This window comes from Roseibium salinum, from assembly GCF_026240905.1.
Lineage (GTDB): Bacteria > Pseudomonadota > Alphaproteobacteria > Rhizobiales > Stappiaceae > Roseibium > Roseibium salinum.
On record NZ_JAPEVI010000002.1, the window covers coordinates 150,496 to 165,250 of the forward strand.

Here is a 14,755-nt window from a genome sequence, read left to right on the forward strand (position 1 = left end):
GCGGCAGGACTCAGGGATTATAGAGGTTTTCGATTTCGGCGTTCATCTGCTCCGCGGTGATTTCTCCTGTCAGAGCACGCTGCATGTTCACCGGCCAGACCGTGTTCACGAAGTCCGAGGTTTCCGGTGTGTTCGGCAACAGACTGGCGAAGGGCAGGGACTGAACGGTCGCGTGCACAAAACGCTCCTCGTGCAGTGTCCAGTTCTCCGAATCGGTCCTGGTCACCGGCAGCTGGCCCGTTGCCTTGTTGAACTCGGTGTTGTTGCCGGCACTCGACAGGAAGGAAATCCATTTCCAGGCCGCATCCTTGTTTTCGGCAGAGGAGAAGATGGCCGTGGATTCATCGCCGAAGGCCGTCCAGCGACCACCGCCGCATTCAGGCACCGGCACCGCCGACACCGCGTTGCCAAGCGCCTCGATCATGCCGTTGGAAGAGCCGATATGGTGGATCGTCATCGCGGTCTTGCCGGCTTTGAATGCTCCGGTGACCTCCTTGAAGCCGTCATTCGGTGCCGACGGCGGGAAGACCTTGTCCTTCTGGAAGAGGTCCACCACCCACTGCGTACCGGCAACGCCGGCTTCGCTGGTCAGGCTTCCCTCGGAGAAGTCGACACCGCGGGACAGCACGAAGCTGCCCCAGTGATCGTGGCCGCCCTTGCCGCCCCTGAAGCCGAACCCGTAGACATCCGGCTGACCATCGCCATCCGTGTCCCGCGTCAGCTTCATGGCCGCATCGCGGAATTCCTCACAGGTCCCGGGTGCCTTCAGGCCGAGTTCGTCGAACATGTCCTGCCGATAATAAAGGTAGAGCACCACGTACTGGATCGGCAGATAATACGTTCCGCCGTCAGCGGCCTTGGTGAGGTCCAGGAGATTGTCCTGCAGGTCGGCCTTGCCTTCCCAGGCATCGATCCGCTCGCCGATGGGTTCAAGAGCACCCATCTCCACCAGGCGTGGCTGGGCGAACATTTTCACCATGGCGGCGTCGGGCGCATTGCCTGCGACGATCGAGGTGTAGAGATTGTCGTAATAGCTGTTCCAGGGAATGTTTTCGGCCTCGATCGTGATGCCGGGGTTTTCCTCCTCGAATTTCGCAACGAGTTCCGACATCGGATTGTCGGCATTGTCGAAATGGTACCAGAAGCGAACCGTTTCATCCGCCTGCGCGGCGGCGGTTCCGGCGAGAAGTCCCAAGGCCAGTGCGGCCGACATGAGTTTCGACATTGTTTCCTCCACTTGATTTCGTTCTTTGGTCAGGACTCGGCAAATTCGCGGAATGCCCTCCCGGCTTCCGCCGCAGCCATGCGTGCCTCGGGTAATTCACGGCTCATCTGCATGAAGCCATGGACGACGCCCGGATAGAGGCTGTAGCTGTCTGTCCGGCCAAGGCTGCGCAGCCGGCGAACCAGGTTTTCCGTATCCGAGCGAAGGGGATCGATGGCCGCTGCGTTCAGGAACAGCGGCGGCAACGCTTTCAGTTGCGCATCGCTCGCCTGCAGCGGCGCAACGAGCGGGTTCAGCCTGTCGCCCGGGGCGGCGGCATACCAGTTCCAGTAGCGCATCATTTTCGCCCGTGTCAGACCGGGACCATCTTTCTGGTTGATGTACGAGTCGGTCTCGAAATTCGCGTCGTAAACACCGTAGAACAGCAGTGCCGCATCCGGGGTCGGCTCTCCGTCTGCCTGCAAGGCCAGCAACAGCGCAAGCGCCAGGTTGGCACCGGCACTGTCTCCGGCGAGCGCGCGCAGATGCGAACAGGATGTCAAGTCCGGATGCCCGGTCACGACGGCGTTCCAGACGGCCTGGCAATCGTTGAGGCCACCGGGAAAGGGCGCTTCAGGCGCAAGGCGATAGTCGAAGATCAACACATGGGCGCCGGCCTCCAGAGCCAGTAGCCGCGCCGCCCTCTCATGGGTCGCCATGCTGCAAAAGGCCCATCCACCGCCGTGAATAAAGACGATCAGCCCGCTTGCGCCTTCCGGGGTCAACAAACGGCAGGCAATCTCGCGGCCTTCCGCCGACCTGACGGAGAAGTCTTTCGCGGCCATCTCGGGAAGGTCGGTGTTCCAGCGACGGTTGGTCTGCTCTGCCAATTTGCGCCCTTCCGGCGCAGGCAAGAGCGTCGGATCGCCCAGGCCGCCATCTTCTTCAGCCAGGCGCTCGAGTATCCACTGCATGCGGTCGGTCGGAACAAGATCCGCAGGTGTCGGCAGGGGGAGAGTCATCGCTTTGCCTCCCCCTTCTCCGTGTCGGAGGCGAGAATGCTCGGGCCGAAATCGACGATGGTGGTGATGTGGTGCGAAAGCGCTGCGACGGCCCTTTCCTCATCGCCCGCCGCAAGCGCGTCGAGGATCGCCACATGCCGCTCCGCCGTGTCCAGAAGGCCACGGCTCGGCTCGGAATTGAGGATCTTGTAGCGGTGGTTGTGAATGAGGCATCGACGGAGGATCGGCCGAACGGTCGGCATATCGGCCGCGTTGTAGAGATTGAGATGAAAGCTGCGGTCATGCAGCGACAGCTGGTATTCGTCGCCATCCCTTGCCGCAGCGCGCATGCCGTTCAGATCCGTCTCCAGTTCCTTGCGCAGGAGGGGGCCGAAACGGTTGAGAACCCGCACCACGCCCCGGCACTCAATGTCGTGACGGATCAGGATCAGCTCTCGCGCATCTTCAATCCGGCTGTCGGCAACGAAGGTGCCGCGATGCGACAGTCGCTCCACCAGACCATCTGTCTGCAGGAACATCAGAGCCTCGCGGATGGTGCTCTGGCTGCATTCGAAGCGGTCAGCCAGCTCCAGCTCCAGAATGGCGCCCCCGGGAGGAAGATGTCCCAGCATGATGTCTTTCTGGATCTCTTCGAATATCAGATGGCTTCGCTTGACGGCGCGCCGCATTTGCGGCCGGGTTCTGCCGGTCTTGCCGCTTTTCTGATTGTCGAAACTTTCAGCCGCCATGGTCATCTGCCGCTTGATTATCGATAACGTTATCGATAATGTACCGATAATGATGCGACAATGCAAGCGCGCACCCGTGAATGAGTTGAACGGTCCCTGCGATCGGAGTGCCGGACGCGATATGCTCGGCCCTTCGCCCGAGGCGGACGGCAGTGGCAGGCTTGCACGAATTCGGGAGGAAAACCTTGGCCGGTGTCCAGCTGGAGAAAATCGTCAAGAACTATGGTCCCGTCCAGGCGGTGAAGGGGATTGATCTCGACGTTCAGGACGGCGAGTTTGTCGCCTTCGTCGGCCCGTCGGGCTGCGGCAAGAGCACGCTGCTGAGGATGATTGCGGGCCTTGAGGAAATTACCGGCGGCCGGCTGAAAATTGACGGCACCGTGGTCAACGATTTGGAGCCCCGGGATCGGGATATCGCCATGGTGTTTCAGGACTATGCGCTCTATCCGCACATGTCCGTCGCAGACAACATCGGCTTCGGGCTCAAGATGCGCGGCCTGTCTGCTGCTGAACGACGGCAGCAAGTAGAGGAGGCTGCGGAAATTCTTCAGATCACGCAACTTCTGGACAGGAAGCCGGGGCAGCTCTCGGGCGGGCAGCGCCAGCGTGTCGCGATGGGACGGGCCATCGTCCGCAGGCCCAAGGTATTCCTGTTCGACGAACCGCTGTCGAACCTCGACGCCAAGCTTCGGGTCGACATGCGCACACAGATCAAACGGCTGCATGCCCTGTTGAAGACAACGACCATCTATGTGACCCACGATCAGGTGGAAGCCATGACCCTCGCGGACCGGGTGGTCATCCTCAAGGATGGCGAACTGATCCAGCAAGGGGCGCCGGTCGACGTCTACAATGCGCCGGAAACTAGGTTTGTCGGTGAATTCATCGGCTCACCGAAAATGAATGTCCTGGAAGCGAAGTGTGGCGCGCAGGCCCTGGTCGTTGGAGAAACCACAATACCCTTCAGCCGCAAACTGTTTCCGCACGGGATGGATATTCTGCTGGGTGTGAGGCCCGAACACCTTGTTCCGTGTACGCCGGAGGAAGCGATGTTCCGCACGACGATCGATGTGCTGGAGCCTTTGGGTTCTGACACAATGGCCATCTGCATGCTGGACAGGCAGGAAATCACCGCGCGCCTGGCGCCCGATCCGGCGCTTCGGCCCGGCAATCCGCTCGACCTGAAAGTGAACCCGGAAGATATCCACCTTTTCGATGCGTCCACCGGAGCACGTCTCTGAGAACGGTCTACCGTAACCGTACATCACTTGGCTTCCTCTGCTCTCACAACCAACGTTACTTGCTGCCACCGCAGCTTTCGCCAGCCTGGGCGGCCTCGCGGAGGCCGCCCAGGTAGATGAGGTTTCTCAGGTTCTGGTGATTGCCTGCCCTCCATCCGCGACCAGCGCTGCCCCCGTGACGAAGCTTGATGCGTCGGAGGCCAGGAAGAGCGCTGCCCGTGCGATCTCCTCCGGCCGGGCAAGGCGCTTCAACGCATGGAGGCCCTTGACGAAGTCGACGAGTTCCGGCGTGGCATCAGGGCTGTTGGCCACATTGGCCGGCGTATCGGTCCCGCCCGGGATGAGGGTATTCACGCGGACGTTGTGGGAACCATACTCGGCGGCGAGAACCTGGGCGAGCCCTGCAAGGCCCGCCTTGCTCGCGGCATAGGCGGCCATGCCGGGCATGCCGGCGGTGGTGCCCACGAAGGTCGAGGTGAAGATTATCGAGCCGCCGCCGCGGTCCGACATCACCTGCGCCTGATGCTTTGCCCCGAGGAAGGCGCTCGTCAGGTTCGTGTCGATGGCCTGACGCCAGCCATCCAGCGACAGTCCGGCGACAGGCCCCATTTCACCCACCCCGCCGGCGTTGTTGAACGCGATGTCCAGCCCGCCGAAGCGGCCGACCGCGGTCTCGACGAGGGTCCGGGCAAGGGTCTCGTCCCGGATGTCGCCGGCAACGGCGACGGCCGTGCCTCCGGCCGACGTGATGTCCTCGACGAGTTCGTTCAGCGCCTCCTCGCGTCGGCCCGTCACGACGACGCTGGCCCCTTCGCTGGCGAACAATCTGGCTGTGGCGTGGCCGATACCGGAGCTGGCACCGGTGACGATGGCGGTTTTTCCTTCAAGCATATTCATGATTTTCAATCTCGCTGTTGTTGCACGAACAGCGTCTTCATGAAGGCATCGCCCGCCCTTCCGCACTCCGGATCTTGCCTCGCAATTCGGGTGTCGGCCGCGCGCCTTTTCAGGTTGAATTTGAAAGCAAGCGGCGGAGTGTCGGGCCAGTCGGCCGGTGGTAGACGGGGAAGCTCAACGAAACGGAGGATTTGCCATGTTGACAGTGATGCCCAACGACGAGGCACGGTGGGCGGCTCTCGAGATGCGGGACCGCTCCGCGGACGGAACCTTCGTCTATGCCGTCCACACCACAGGGATCTATTGCCGCCCGTCCTGCGCGGCGCGGCGGCCGCGCCCCGAGAACGTCGCGTTCTATGCCACGTGCGAGGCGGCGGAGGATGACGGCTTCCGTCCCTGCCTGCGCTGCCGGCCGAACGGACCGTCGCGGCAGGAAAAGGAAACGGAAGCGGTCATTGCCGCCTGCCGCCTGATCGAAGCGGCCGAGAGCCCGCCCGCGCTTGCCGACCTGGCCAAAGCCGCAGGGCTGAGCCGCTATCACTTTCACCGTGTCTTCAAGACGGTCACGGGGCTCACGCCCAAGGCTTATGCCGCCGCCCACCGCGCAAGACGCCTGCGCGAGACGCTCCCCGATGCCGAGACGGTGACATCCGCCATGTACGATGCGGGCTTCAACTCCAGCGGCCGTTTCTATGCGGCCGCCTCGGGGGTCCTGGGCATGGTGCCGGCAGATTTCCGCAAGGGCGGCACGCGTACGCGCATTCATTTCGCCGCAGGGGAGTGCTCGCTCGGGTCGATCATCGTCGGCGCCACCGGCAAGGGCATCTGCGCGATCCTTCTGGGAGACGACCCCGATCAACTCGCACGGGATCTTCAGGACCAGTTCCCGCACGCGGAGCTCGTCGGCGGCGACGGGGACTTTGAAGTCGTCATTGCCAACGTCGTGGGCCTCGTGGAGCAACCGAAGGTCGGCCTCGACCTTCCGCTCGACATCCAGGGGACCGCGTTCCAGCAGCGGGTCTGGCAGGCGCTGCGCGAGATCGGTGTCGGACGCACCGCCAGCTATTCGCAGATCGCTGCCCGCATAGGCCGGCCGAAGGCGGCAAGGGCGGTCGCGCAGGCCTGTGCCGCGAACCCGATCGCGGTCGCCATCCCCTGCCATCGCGTCGTGCGGACGGACGGCGACCTTTCCGGCTACCGGTGGGGTGTGGAGCGCAAGTGGGAGCTTCTTGAGCGGGAGAAGGCGGCATGACGGCAATGCGTGTGACGGATCAGGACTGGCCGGCGATCACCGAACGCCTCGACAGCACCGGATGGGCGCTGATCCGGGGGCTCGTCCCCGGGCAGGCCAGCGATGACATCGCTGCAGGCTATGATCGGGAGGACCTCTTCCGAAACAGGATCGTCATGAGACGGCATGGCTTCGGAAGCGGGGAGTACAAGTATTTCTGCTATCCGCTGCCGGCAATGGTCCAGAGCCTGCGGTCCGAGCTCTACAGGCATCTGCAGCCGGTCGCCAATGCCTGGAACGCAAGACTGAAAAGCCCCGTGCGCTATCCGCCCAACCATGAGGACTTCCTGGCGCGTTGCCACGCGGCCGGCCAGACGCGACCGACGCCACTGCTGCTGCGCTATGGGCCCGGTGACTACAACTGTCTCCACCAGGATCTTTACGGGGAGAACGTGTTTCCCATACAGGTCGCGATCCTCCTGTCCGACCCCGGAAAGGAGTTCGAGGGCGGAGAATTCGTGCTGACGGAGCAGCGGCCCCGCGCCCAGTCGCGGGCGATAGTGGCTCCCCTGGCCAAGGGAGACGGCATTGCCTTCGCGGTCAGCCATCGGCCGGTTCGCGGCACGCGCGGGGACTACCGCGTCAACCTGAGGCATGGCGTCAGTGAGGTCAGAACAGGCAGGCGGCACACGCTTGGTGTGATCTTCCACGATGGCGCCTGAAGCGTCTGACCGCGCACTGGCCGGAATGGAGCCGCATGTCGAAGACCGGAAAACAGGCAACCGGGAGGCGCGGGGCCTCATCCGTCACCCATACCCTAGTTGCAGCCGCCATGTGCCCAGACCCGCAAGGCTTGCTTGAACGAACTGCCATAGGGGTGCTGTTTGGAAACCGCCCGCGCATTGTCCGCGACGTAGGTCTTTGCCTGGTCGCAAAGGTTCGTCTGGTTCCACTGATGGCACGAAGAGCAGGTCTTGTCTTTCCAGACGGCTTCCGGAAGACCCTCGATCGGCGGGAAAAGCGGGGAACCGGTGATGAGCTCCTCGATACTCCGGGTTGCGATCTGCGGGTCGTTTCCGCCGATCGGCGCATTGAAGGCTACCGCCTCCGGAAGATCGGAGCTGGGGGCTTCGGGCTCGGGCGCTGCCACGATCGGGGGATCGGAGATCGGGTCGGTACGCGGCAGTTTCTCGACGATCGTCTGAAGCTCCAGGCGTGCGAGTTCCGAAAAGGCGCCGTCGGGGAATGCCTCGAGATAGGCCTGATAGGCCTCGGCCGTTCCCGCTTCCCGCGCCTGCTCGATCAGTTCCCTTTCCTGCTTGTCGGGATCGACGGGGACCGGGCTCTTGGCGACTGGCGGCGGGGTTGTCTGGGCTTCCTTCGACATCAGTTCCGTCAGGAGCGCACGCGCCTCCTCCGTGTAGGGTCCTTCTGGGTTCGCCCGCAGGAAAAGAAGCACCTGCACCGGGTCCTGGCTCAGACGCACGGAATGCCAGAGCTGCTGCTGCTCAATGAATTCCGGAGACACAGGCGCGGCGGGCATGAACTGAAAATCGACGGTCAGCGAGGACGTGTCCCACGGCGTCTGGTTTCCGCCGGTCGACTTCAGGACCTCGACGCGGACGTCCTTGAACAGCGCCTCGATCGGCTGCCCGGGTGTCGGAAGGTGTCGAGCGAGCGCCTCGGTGAAGGGGCTGTTCGATCCGTCGCCGTCGACGGCGATATCTCCGGGAGCGGTCGAATAGGCGAGAAAGGTCCCGCGCGGCGCCTTCATTTCGGCCAGGCCGTTGTCACTGAGGTCCGGCACCGACGCGAAGGGATTGTTCCGGCATGCGTCGAGAATGACGATGTTCGTCCGGTTCCGGGCGGAGAACATCTGCCGGAGGACGGCCTGCGCCGGCACACCGACGAGGCTCAGGTCGGCAGCATCCTGAAGCGCGATATCGACCGGAAGAAGATAGTTCGTGCCAAATGACTGAACCCCGTGCCCGGCATAGTAAAAGAGGCCCGTCGCGTCCTCTCCTGCCTCGCGAAGCTTCCGACCGAATGCCGAAATCGCCTGGATCAGCTCGTCCTGCGTGGCTTCGGTGATGAGGGTGACGTCGAACCCCACCTCGGCCAGTGACTTTGCCATCAGCTCCGCGTCGTTGACCGGATTGTCCAGCGGCGTGACGTTGCTGTAGGCGCCGTTACCGATGATCAGCGCCAGCCTTGCTCCGGACGCCGCACCGGCGGGCGCGAATGCCGTGGCGAGAAGACATGCTGCTGCGAAGAAGACGCGCAAGAGGCTCATGGGAGGTTTAGTCGACAACGATGAACTCGATCCGGCGGTTGCGGCGTTTGCCGTCGTTGGTTGTGTTGGGGGCGACGGGGCGCGTTTCGCCATAGCCGACGCTCTTGACCCGGTCTCCAGGCACCTGCTTCGAGGTCAGGAAGTTCGTGACCGCGGCCGCGCGAAGCTCCGACAGGCGCATATTGCCTTCTGCGCTGCCGTCGCTGTCGGTATGGCCACCGACCTCGATGACGAGACCCGGGCAGCGGGAGATGATGTCGACAAGACTGTTCAGGAGCGGTTCGCTGCGTGCGTCAAGGCTTGCGCTGCCGCTCGGGAAATAGATGTTGTCGGTCCGCGACAGGATCTCGAACCGGCCCTTGCAGGCGTCAACATCGAAGTTTCCTTCCGGCTCCAGCGCCTTGGCCGCGGCCACCTGCGGCGCAGCGGATGCGACTTCAATTCCGTCCTTGTCTTCGCCGTTGCGGGCAAAAACGAAGTCGAAGGAAACGGTCGCCGATGGCACGATCACCACATTCGCCGCTTCCTCGAGTTTCTTGATCCCGCCGTCGAGCCCGAAGTCGGACGCGGCCACGGAAATCGGCGCCGTCGTCGAAACGGCGACAAGGTCGTCGCTCATGAGCGTAACGGCGATTTCCGTTTCAACCGTCTTGGAAACGCCATGCAGGTCCAGATCGAAAGTGAGCGGAATGATCTTGCGCCTGAGGGACGGCAGATCCGCCAGCTGCGACTGATCGATCTTCGTGCTGATGACCGCTTCGGGATACTGGAACGTTTCGAAGAACAGGAACCGCATGCGCACATTGCGGAGGTCTATTTTCGTGTCGACGGAGTCGAGAAAGACACGGACCGTCGCGGCACCCGTCTCGTCGATCGCGCCCTCGAACTCGGCGAAACCGCTCGATTCCACCTTGGTGAGGTTCTTGACCGATTGAAAGCGGAGTGAAGACGCCTCGCGCTGAAGCGTCCATCCGTCGCCGAAGATGGAATCCTGAGCCTTTACGGGCGGGGACAGCAACAGCAGGACCGGAAGAATTGCGGACAGCAACGCCGGCAAAGCGAACCGCGGAAACGACATCATCCACTCCTTCCTGCACCGCACGCACCTGCGCGGCCTCGACACCAACCCATGTCGGGCTTGAGTGTACTGAGTTATAGATGCGATGCAACTTTGCGCAACCACTTGCTTGCGCCATCCACCGGCATCGGACCGGAAATTTCCCCGGCGATCCAACCGGACTGTTCCGGCCTTTAATGTTCGTACCAGCCTCCTCGGGGATCATCGGGATATGCGGAGCGCTACGACGGCGCCCTCTTCTGAAGAAGGGCGAGCGTGTGGCGGGCGATCATCAGCTCCTCGTCGGTTGGAACAACGTAGAGGGCGACCCGGCTCGCCGGCGTTGAAATACAGGTCTCGCCAGCGGTATTGGCTGCGCCGTCGAACTCCGCGCCGAGCCACGCGAGCCGTTCGGCAATCCGGGCGCGTATCACCGCTGAATTCTCCCCCACGCCTGCCGTGAAGACGAAGGCGTCGAGCCCGCCGAGCGCGGCGGCGAGTTGCCCCGCATGAAGCGCGCAGCGGTGAACGAAATGGTCTATCGCGAACGAGGCGCGCGGATCGTCGCTTTCCAGCAGGTCCCGCATGTCGTTGGAAATGCCGGAAAGACCCTTCAGTCCCGACTGCCGATAAAGCAGGTCCGAGACCTCCTGCGTGCTCATGCCGCGCTGCTCGATCAGGTAGAGCACGACACCGGGATCAAGCTGACCGGAGCGGGTGCCCATGGGCAGGCCGTCAAGCGCCGTGAGGCCCATGGTGCTCTCCACGCTCTGGCCGTTTTTCATCGCGCACATGGAGGCGCCGCTGCCCAGGTGGGCGACGATGACGCGGCCGCCGACAATGTCGGGTGCAACATCGCGCAGGCGTTCGGCAATATATTCGTACGAGAGGCCGTGAAAGCCGTAGCGGCGCACGCCCTCGTCGTAGAACGCAAAGGGCAGGGCGTAGCAGTCCGTGTGCGGGGCATGATCACGATGGAAGGCCGTGTCGAAGCAGGCGACCTGCGGTACGGCGGGATCGATCTCCATCGCCATGCGGATCGGCGCAAGGTTGTTCGGCTGGTGGAGCGGCGCAAGGTCCTGGAAGCTGGCGAGCCTTGCCAGCACGTCCTCGTCAATACGCACCGGCGCGGCATAATCCGGCCCGCCGTGTACGACCCGGTGGCCTATCGCGTAAAGGTCAGACTCCCCGACCGACCGCAACCATGCTTCCGTTTCGCTAATGGCGGCGGGTAGATCCGGAATCTCCGCGGGCTCATAGGTCCGATCGACTGTCGCGATCCCCTCGGCGTCGAAGACGCGCAGGCGCGGGCGCACGCTGATGCCGTCGATCTGGCCACGGAACTTTCGGGCAAGTGACCGACCGTCGAGCGTGAAGATCTGAAACTTCAGGCTCGACGAACCGGCATTTATGACGAGAAGCGCGTCCGTCATGGCGCCACGCCCGTCGTCCGGTTCTTGCGATCGGCGGGAGTGGCCGCCCTGGTCTCTGCCGGTTTCTGGTACTTCCTGCTCATGCTGACCTCCGAAGGCAAGGAAAGACGGGTGGGCTCGGTACCCTCGTCATGACATCCGGGCCGGTGTCACCCGACTGTAGGCGTAAAAGGCCTCACAACGCGACGCGTTCCAAAGGACCTGGTGCTTCCACGCAAGGAAACGGGCAAGAGTGCATATCGCGGTTTCATAACCGTTTTGACAAGTATTGCGCGCCCGAATTCATTTGTTACGCCTTTCGATTGCACCTCATAGTGTCTTTCTTGCAGGAGGGGGAGACGTCATGTCCGAACAGACCGGAATCGTTCTGGTTCATGGTGCCTGGCATTCAGGCAGCACCTGGTCCGAAGTTGCGCCGCTGTTGAGAGACAAGGGCTTCGACGTGGTCGCCGTCGATCTTCCCGGGGCTGGACCGAATGCCAGCCGTCCCGCTTCCTTCTCGAAGCGGCCGCTGGAGTCTGCGGTGTTCGCGACGGAACCTTCACCCAATGCCGGCGTCGGGCAGGAGGAGCGCACCCAGGCCTTCATCGACGCCGTGCGTGCGTCGAGCGAGCGCACCGGCAAAAAGGTCGTCCTGGCCGGGCATTCCCTCGGTGGCATCACGGTCTCACCGGTCGTGGAAGCCGTCCCAGAGCTTATTCATGCAGTCGTCTACGTAACCGCGTTCATGCTCGCGCCGGGACTGCCGGCCATCGCCATGATCCAGGATGCCACGATGGCCGACGCAATCGTGCCGCAGCTTTTTCTTGCCGACCCGCAAACCGTCGGCGCCTTGCGCATCGATGTGGCATCAACGGATCCCGAGTACAGGCAAAAGCTGAAAGAAGCCTTCTATGGCGACCTGACGGAGAGCCAGTTCGAGGCGGCGCTGGCCGGGCTACATCCGGACGAGCCGGTCCAGGTGGCAATCGTGCCCTCGCCGGTCACTCCCGAGCGCTTCGCGACCGTGCCGCGCCACTATGTCCGCTGTACACAGGACCGGGCGATCACGCTGGCCGGCCAGGACAAGATGATCGCCGACATGGACGCAGCGCTCGGCGGAAAAACGATCGTCCACACGCTGAACGCGAGCCATTCGCCGTTCTATTCCGCCCCGGATGCCCTCTCGGACATCCTCAGCCGGATTGCGGGGACGTAAGGGGGACATCAGGCCCCTGCAGGCCGACGCACCGGAGGCGGGCGGCGAGCCTTGCGTCCCTCCGGAATGGAAGTCGGGATCAGCCTTTGGGCCAGTACCGCACGCTGAACTCGCCGCCATCGGCGCGGGCGCTTGCCGTCACCGGACGGCCGCTGGCAGAGAAGCCGGCGAATTCGTAATAGACATCGAAATCCTGCATCAGGCTGCGCAACACCTGTGCGGCACGGAAGCCTTCCAGTTCCTCGCGCAAGAGCCCACGAACGGCAACGGGCACCTGGTCCATGGAGATCGCATGGGAGATCGATTCAATGTGTCCGTTGGGCCGGACATCGACCTCAACACGCCGGCCGCTGTCGCGGCTGATACCCGCGATCTCAATGACCCGCTGACCATTTTCGATTTCAAAGTTATAGGTGCGGAAGTTCGCCTCCGGAACCGCGTAACGGGCCGAGCGCAAGGCAATGCGCGCCTGCCGCAAGCGGCGTTCGCCGAGCGCATCGCGGTCCATGGCATGACGCCGGGCACGGGCCTCGGCCGCGTCGGATTGCCTCTCCTGGGTTTCGATTGCATCGGCGCTCTTCGAACGGTCCGGCACCAGTGTGCCGCGGTGGAAGGGAGCACCCTCTTCCGGACCGTCCCAGGCTGCGGCAGGTCCTTGGTCTGCCGAGAATTCACGCGAATCCTCGCCCTCCTGGCTTCGGGTCTGGCGCTCCTCCGCCATGCCCGAGGCACCGTTATCGGAACGTGTATCCTGTGCACTGTCCTGGTACGCCCCGTTCAGTCCGGGCTCTCCGACGCCATGGACGGCGCTCTCGGGATAACCGGAAGGATATGGAGTATTGCCCGGCCCCAGGTCGTCGTCCGAGACGTCCTGAGCCGGGAAGGGGATTTCGGCCGGCCATGACGAATTGTCGACCATGGACGGCGGCACGGGTCGCTCGACGATCGCATCGCCCTGGTTCTGCTGATTGGTTCCAGACTGCGCTTGGGCCTGCCCGCCCGTGCGTCCGTCGTCCAGCTCGCCGATGTCTCGCTCCTGGCCGAGCGATGCCGTCGCGCTCAGCAGCAAGACGCTTGTGCCTACTGCAAGTATACGTCTCATGGGGTTTTCCTTTCCGGCGCACCGTGAATTGCCCGGCGCGCCCGTCTTTTGTCTTTCGCAAACCAGCTCCGTGAGTGCTGATGACCTGCTCCCGAAAAACGGGCGAGATCGGCGATACTCACGTGAACTGGCGCTCCCATCGGAGTGTGGAACCCGGTCACGGGACCGGGTTCCTTGCTAGCCCCGAGGGGGTGTTACATGGTGCCGAAACGGTAGATGTAGACCGGAATGCCGTCACCCGAATCCGAGGCGGTTTCGCTCGTCGACGCGGTGCCTTCAGCGCCCGCTTCGCCCTGGCTCTTGGTCGATCCGGTCGTCAACTGGTCGTCCAGCATCTGCTGGCGAGCCGTCCGGTATTCTTCCTGAGTAATCGAGCCGGTGCCATCGCCGTCGATCTCTTTGAACTGCGCATTCGCCCAATCCTCGTCCCGCTTGATTTTCGGCGACCGCTCGGACCACTCCTGCGTGGTGATGGTATCGTCATTGTTCTGATCAAGAGCGCTGAAGGTCAGAGCAGAACGGCCGGCCGCCTCGTCTTCGGACATGTTCTTGAGCGTCGACTGATCCTGCCCCTCTTCGGGCGTCAGGAAAACGTAGCGGCGCAACACCACAAACGCATCTTCGCCGGCACTGCCGGCTTCAGTGTCCTGGAAAGCCTGCTCGGCGCTTTTCCGGAACTCTTCGCGGTTGATCTTTGTATCCTTATCGGTATCGGCTTCGGCGAAGTTCTGCTTGTCGCGGTCGGCTTCGGCTGCCGCCTGCTGGTCAATGCTGCCCATGCAGGTAATCCATTCGACCTTGGTGATTTCGCCGTTTCCGTCCGAGTCGATCTGCCCGAACTGGTTCTCAATTGCAGTGCTGGCCTCTTGCTTGGATACGGTACCGTCGCTGTTGCCATCGACTTTCGACCACGGTTTGTCGCAATAGCTCGCCTGCGCGCCGGCCTGCGTGTTGGACGCCGTCTCTCCCGACTGATCGTTGTTCTGTGCATTGGCGGCGAAAGCGAAGCAGCTCAAGGCCGCGGCAATCGCGGTGGTTCGACGAAGATATTTCATTGTTCGTCTCCCTTGTCTGGTTGTCGGTAGGGAGCGTCGGCTCCCTTGGGGCCAACCACGACGCGCTTGATGGGTTCCGAAAAATTCCCGGAACCGCCGCTGCCTCGTGCCCGCACGAACGCGTCCCTCTGCCTGTGTCCGCCGACCGTACGGATGCGGTCGGACACGCCGCTTCACATCCCCCGCAATGGAGAGATTGAAATAAATTTCAGAAAAAGAAATAAATACCAAATCTGTTTGACGCTCCTGTCGGGCGCCGTTTAAGACTGACCTGCCTGGGATAAATACCAGCGC

Annotated in this window: 13 protein-coding genes; 4 read left to right on the forward strand and 9 right to left on the reverse strand. The window is 62.8% G+C overall.

What is annotated here, in order from left to right; all coding sequences use genetic code 11:
- Nucleotides 1-10: 10 nt before the first annotated feature.
- Genes ON753_RS03035 through ON753_RS03045 form a run of 3 tightly spaced genes read right to left on the reverse strand, consistent with a single transcriptional unit; the run spans nucleotide 11 to nucleotide 2,954 of the window.
- Nucleotides 11-1,225, reverse strand: a complete 1,215-nt coding sequence (locus tag ON753_RS03035) for an ABC transporter substrate-binding protein (protein ID WP_265961084.1) — start codon at nucleotides 1,223-1,225, stop codon at nucleotides 11-13.
- A gap of 29 nt (nucleotides 1,226-1,254) precedes the next feature.
- Nucleotides 1,255-2,226: an alpha/beta hydrolase gene (locus ON753_RS03040; RefSeq protein ID WP_265961085.1), complete on the reverse strand. Its 972-nt coding sequence runs from the start codon at nucleotides 2,224-2,226 to the stop codon at nucleotides 1,255-1,257.
- Nucleotides 2,223-2,954, reverse strand: coding sequence for a GntR family transcriptional regulator (locus ON753_RS03045; protein ID WP_265961086.1), 732 nt, complete (start codon nucleotides 2,952-2,954; stop codon nucleotides 2,223-2,225). The genes ON753_RS03040 and ON753_RS03045 overlap by 4 nt, the downstream gene beginning before the upstream one ends.
- Nucleotides 2,955-3,139: 185 nt before the next feature.
- Between ON753_RS03045 and ON753_RS03050 the strand changes: the two genes are divergently transcribed.
- Nucleotides 3,140-4,195, forward strand: a complete 1,056-nt coding sequence (locus ON753_RS03050) for an ABC transporter ATP-binding protein (protein WP_265961087.1) — start codon at nucleotides 3,140-3,142, stop codon at nucleotides 4,193-4,195.
- A gap of 126 nt (nucleotides 4,196-4,321) precedes the next feature.
- Here ON753_RS03050 and ON753_RS03055 read toward each other — a convergent pair whose 3' ends face one another.
- Nucleotides 4,322-5,092: an SDR family oxidoreductase gene (locus ON753_RS03055; RefSeq protein ID WP_265961088.1), complete on the reverse strand. Its 771-nt coding sequence runs from the start codon at nucleotides 5,090-5,092 to the stop codon at nucleotides 4,322-4,324.
- 196 nt (nucleotides 5,093-5,288) lie between these two features.
- Here ON753_RS03055 and ada point away from each other — a divergent pair, with 196 nt between their 5' ends.
- On the forward strand, nucleotides 5,289-6,344 hold the full coding sequence (ada, locus tag ON753_RS03060; RefSeq protein ID WP_265961089.1) for a bifunctional DNA-binding transcriptional regulator/O6-methylguanine-DNA methyltransferase Ada: 1,056 nt from the start codon (nucleotides 5,289-5,291) through the stop codon (nucleotides 6,342-6,344).
- Nucleotides 6,341-7,045, forward strand: a complete 705-nt coding sequence (locus tag ON753_RS03065) for a 2OG-Fe(II) oxygenase (RefSeq protein WP_265961090.1) — start codon at nucleotides 6,341-6,343, stop codon at nucleotides 7,043-7,045. Before ada ends, ON753_RS03065 begins: the two co-directional genes overlap by 4 nt.
- 95 nt (nucleotides 7,046-7,140) lie before the next feature.
- On the opposite strand, the gene ON753_RS03070 is transcribed toward ON753_RS03065, so the two are convergent.
- The 3 genes from ON753_RS03070 to ON753_RS03080 all read right to left on the reverse strand — a co-directional run bounded on the left by ON753_RS03070 (nucleotide 7,141) and on the right by ON753_RS03080 (nucleotide 11,106).
- A complete protein-coding gene (locus ON753_RS03070) occupies nucleotides 7,141-8,616 on the reverse strand; it encodes a caspase family protein (RefSeq protein WP_265961091.1) in 1,476 nt (491 codons plus the stop codon).
- A 7-nt stretch (nucleotides 8,617-8,623) separates the two neighbouring features.
- Nucleotides 8,624-9,694: an OmpA family protein gene (locus tag ON753_RS03075; RefSeq protein ID WP_265961092.1), complete on the reverse strand. Its 1,071-nt coding sequence runs from the start codon at nucleotides 9,692-9,694 to the stop codon at nucleotides 8,624-8,626.
- 221 nt (nucleotides 9,695-9,915) lie between these two features.
- On the reverse strand, nucleotides 9,916-11,106 hold the full coding sequence (locus tag ON753_RS03080) for an acetate/propionate family kinase (protein ID WP_265961093.1): 1,191 nt from the start codon (nucleotides 11,104-11,106) through the stop codon (nucleotides 9,916-9,918).
- Nucleotides 11,107-11,449: 343 nt separating this feature from the next.
- Here ON753_RS03080 and ON753_RS03085 point away from each other — a divergent pair, with 343 nt between their 5' ends.
- On the forward strand, nucleotides 11,450-12,304 hold the full coding sequence (locus tag ON753_RS03085; protein WP_265961094.1) for an alpha/beta fold hydrolase: 855 nt from the start codon (nucleotides 11,450-11,452) through the stop codon (nucleotides 12,302-12,304).
- Nucleotides 12,305-12,383: 79 nt separating this feature from the next.
- On the opposite strand, the gene ON753_RS03090 is transcribed toward ON753_RS03085, so the two are convergent.
- Both ON753_RS03090 and ON753_RS03095 read right to left on the reverse strand, forming a co-directional pair.
- The gene (locus tag ON753_RS03090) at nucleotides 12,384-13,406 is read right to left on the reverse strand and encodes a hypothetical protein (RefSeq protein ID WP_265961095.1); all 1,023 of its coding nucleotides are present in this window, start codon (nucleotides 13,404-13,406) and stop codon (nucleotides 12,384-12,386) included.
- 194 nt (nucleotides 13,407-13,600) lie between these two features.
- On the reverse strand, nucleotides 13,601-14,461 hold the full coding sequence (locus ON753_RS03095) for an EF-hand domain-containing protein (RefSeq protein ID WP_265961096.1): 861 nt from the start codon (nucleotides 14,459-14,461) through the stop codon (nucleotides 13,601-13,603).
- Nucleotides 14,462-14,755 lie beyond the last annotated feature (294 nt).

Coding starts and splice junctions, on each gene's coding strand:
- ON753_RS03035 (WP_265961084.1), bottom strand. CDS start 1,225: ATGTCGAAACTCATGTCGGCCGCACTGGCCTTGGGACTTCTCGCCGGA.
- ON753_RS03040 (WP_265961085.1), bottom strand. CDS start 2,226: ATGACTCTCCCCCTGCCGACACCTGCGGATCTTGTTCCGACCGACCGC.
- ON753_RS03045 (WP_265961086.1), bottom strand. CDS start 2,954: ATGGCGGCTGAAAGTTTCGACAATCAGAAAAGCGGCAAGACCGGCAGA.
- ON753_RS03055 (WP_265961088.1), bottom strand. CDS start 5,092: ATGAATATGCTTGAAGGAAAAACCGCCATCGTCACCGGTGCCAGCTCC.
- ada (WP_265961089.1), top strand. CDS start 5,289: ATGTTGACAGTGATGCCCAACGACGAGGCACGGTGGGCGGCTCTCGAG.
- ON753_RS03065 (WP_265961090.1), top strand. CDS start 6,341: ATGACGGCAATGCGTGTGACGGATCAGGACTGGCCGGCGATCACCGAA.
- ON753_RS03070 (WP_265961091.1), bottom strand. CDS start 8,616: ATGAGCCTCTTGCGCGTCTTCTTCGCAGCAGCATGTCTTCTCGCCACG.
- ON753_RS03075 (WP_265961092.1), bottom strand. CDS start 9,694: ATGTCGTTTCCGCGGTTCGCTTTGCCGGCGTTGCTGTCCGCAATTCTT.
- ON753_RS03080 (WP_265961093.1), bottom strand. CDS start 11,106: ATGACGGACGCGCTTCTCGTCATAAATGCCGGTTCGTCGAGCCTGAAG.
- ON753_RS03085 (WP_265961094.1), top strand. CDS start 11,450: ATGTCCGAACAGACCGGAATCGTTCTGGTTCATGGTGCCTGGCATTCA.
- ON753_RS03090 (WP_265961095.1), bottom strand. CDS start 13,406: ATGAGACGTATACTTGCAGTAGGCACAAGCGTCTTGCTGCTGAGCGCG.
- ON753_RS03095 (WP_265961096.1), bottom strand. CDS start 14,461: ATGAAATATCTTCGTCGAACCACCGCGATTGCCGCGGCCTTGAGCTGC.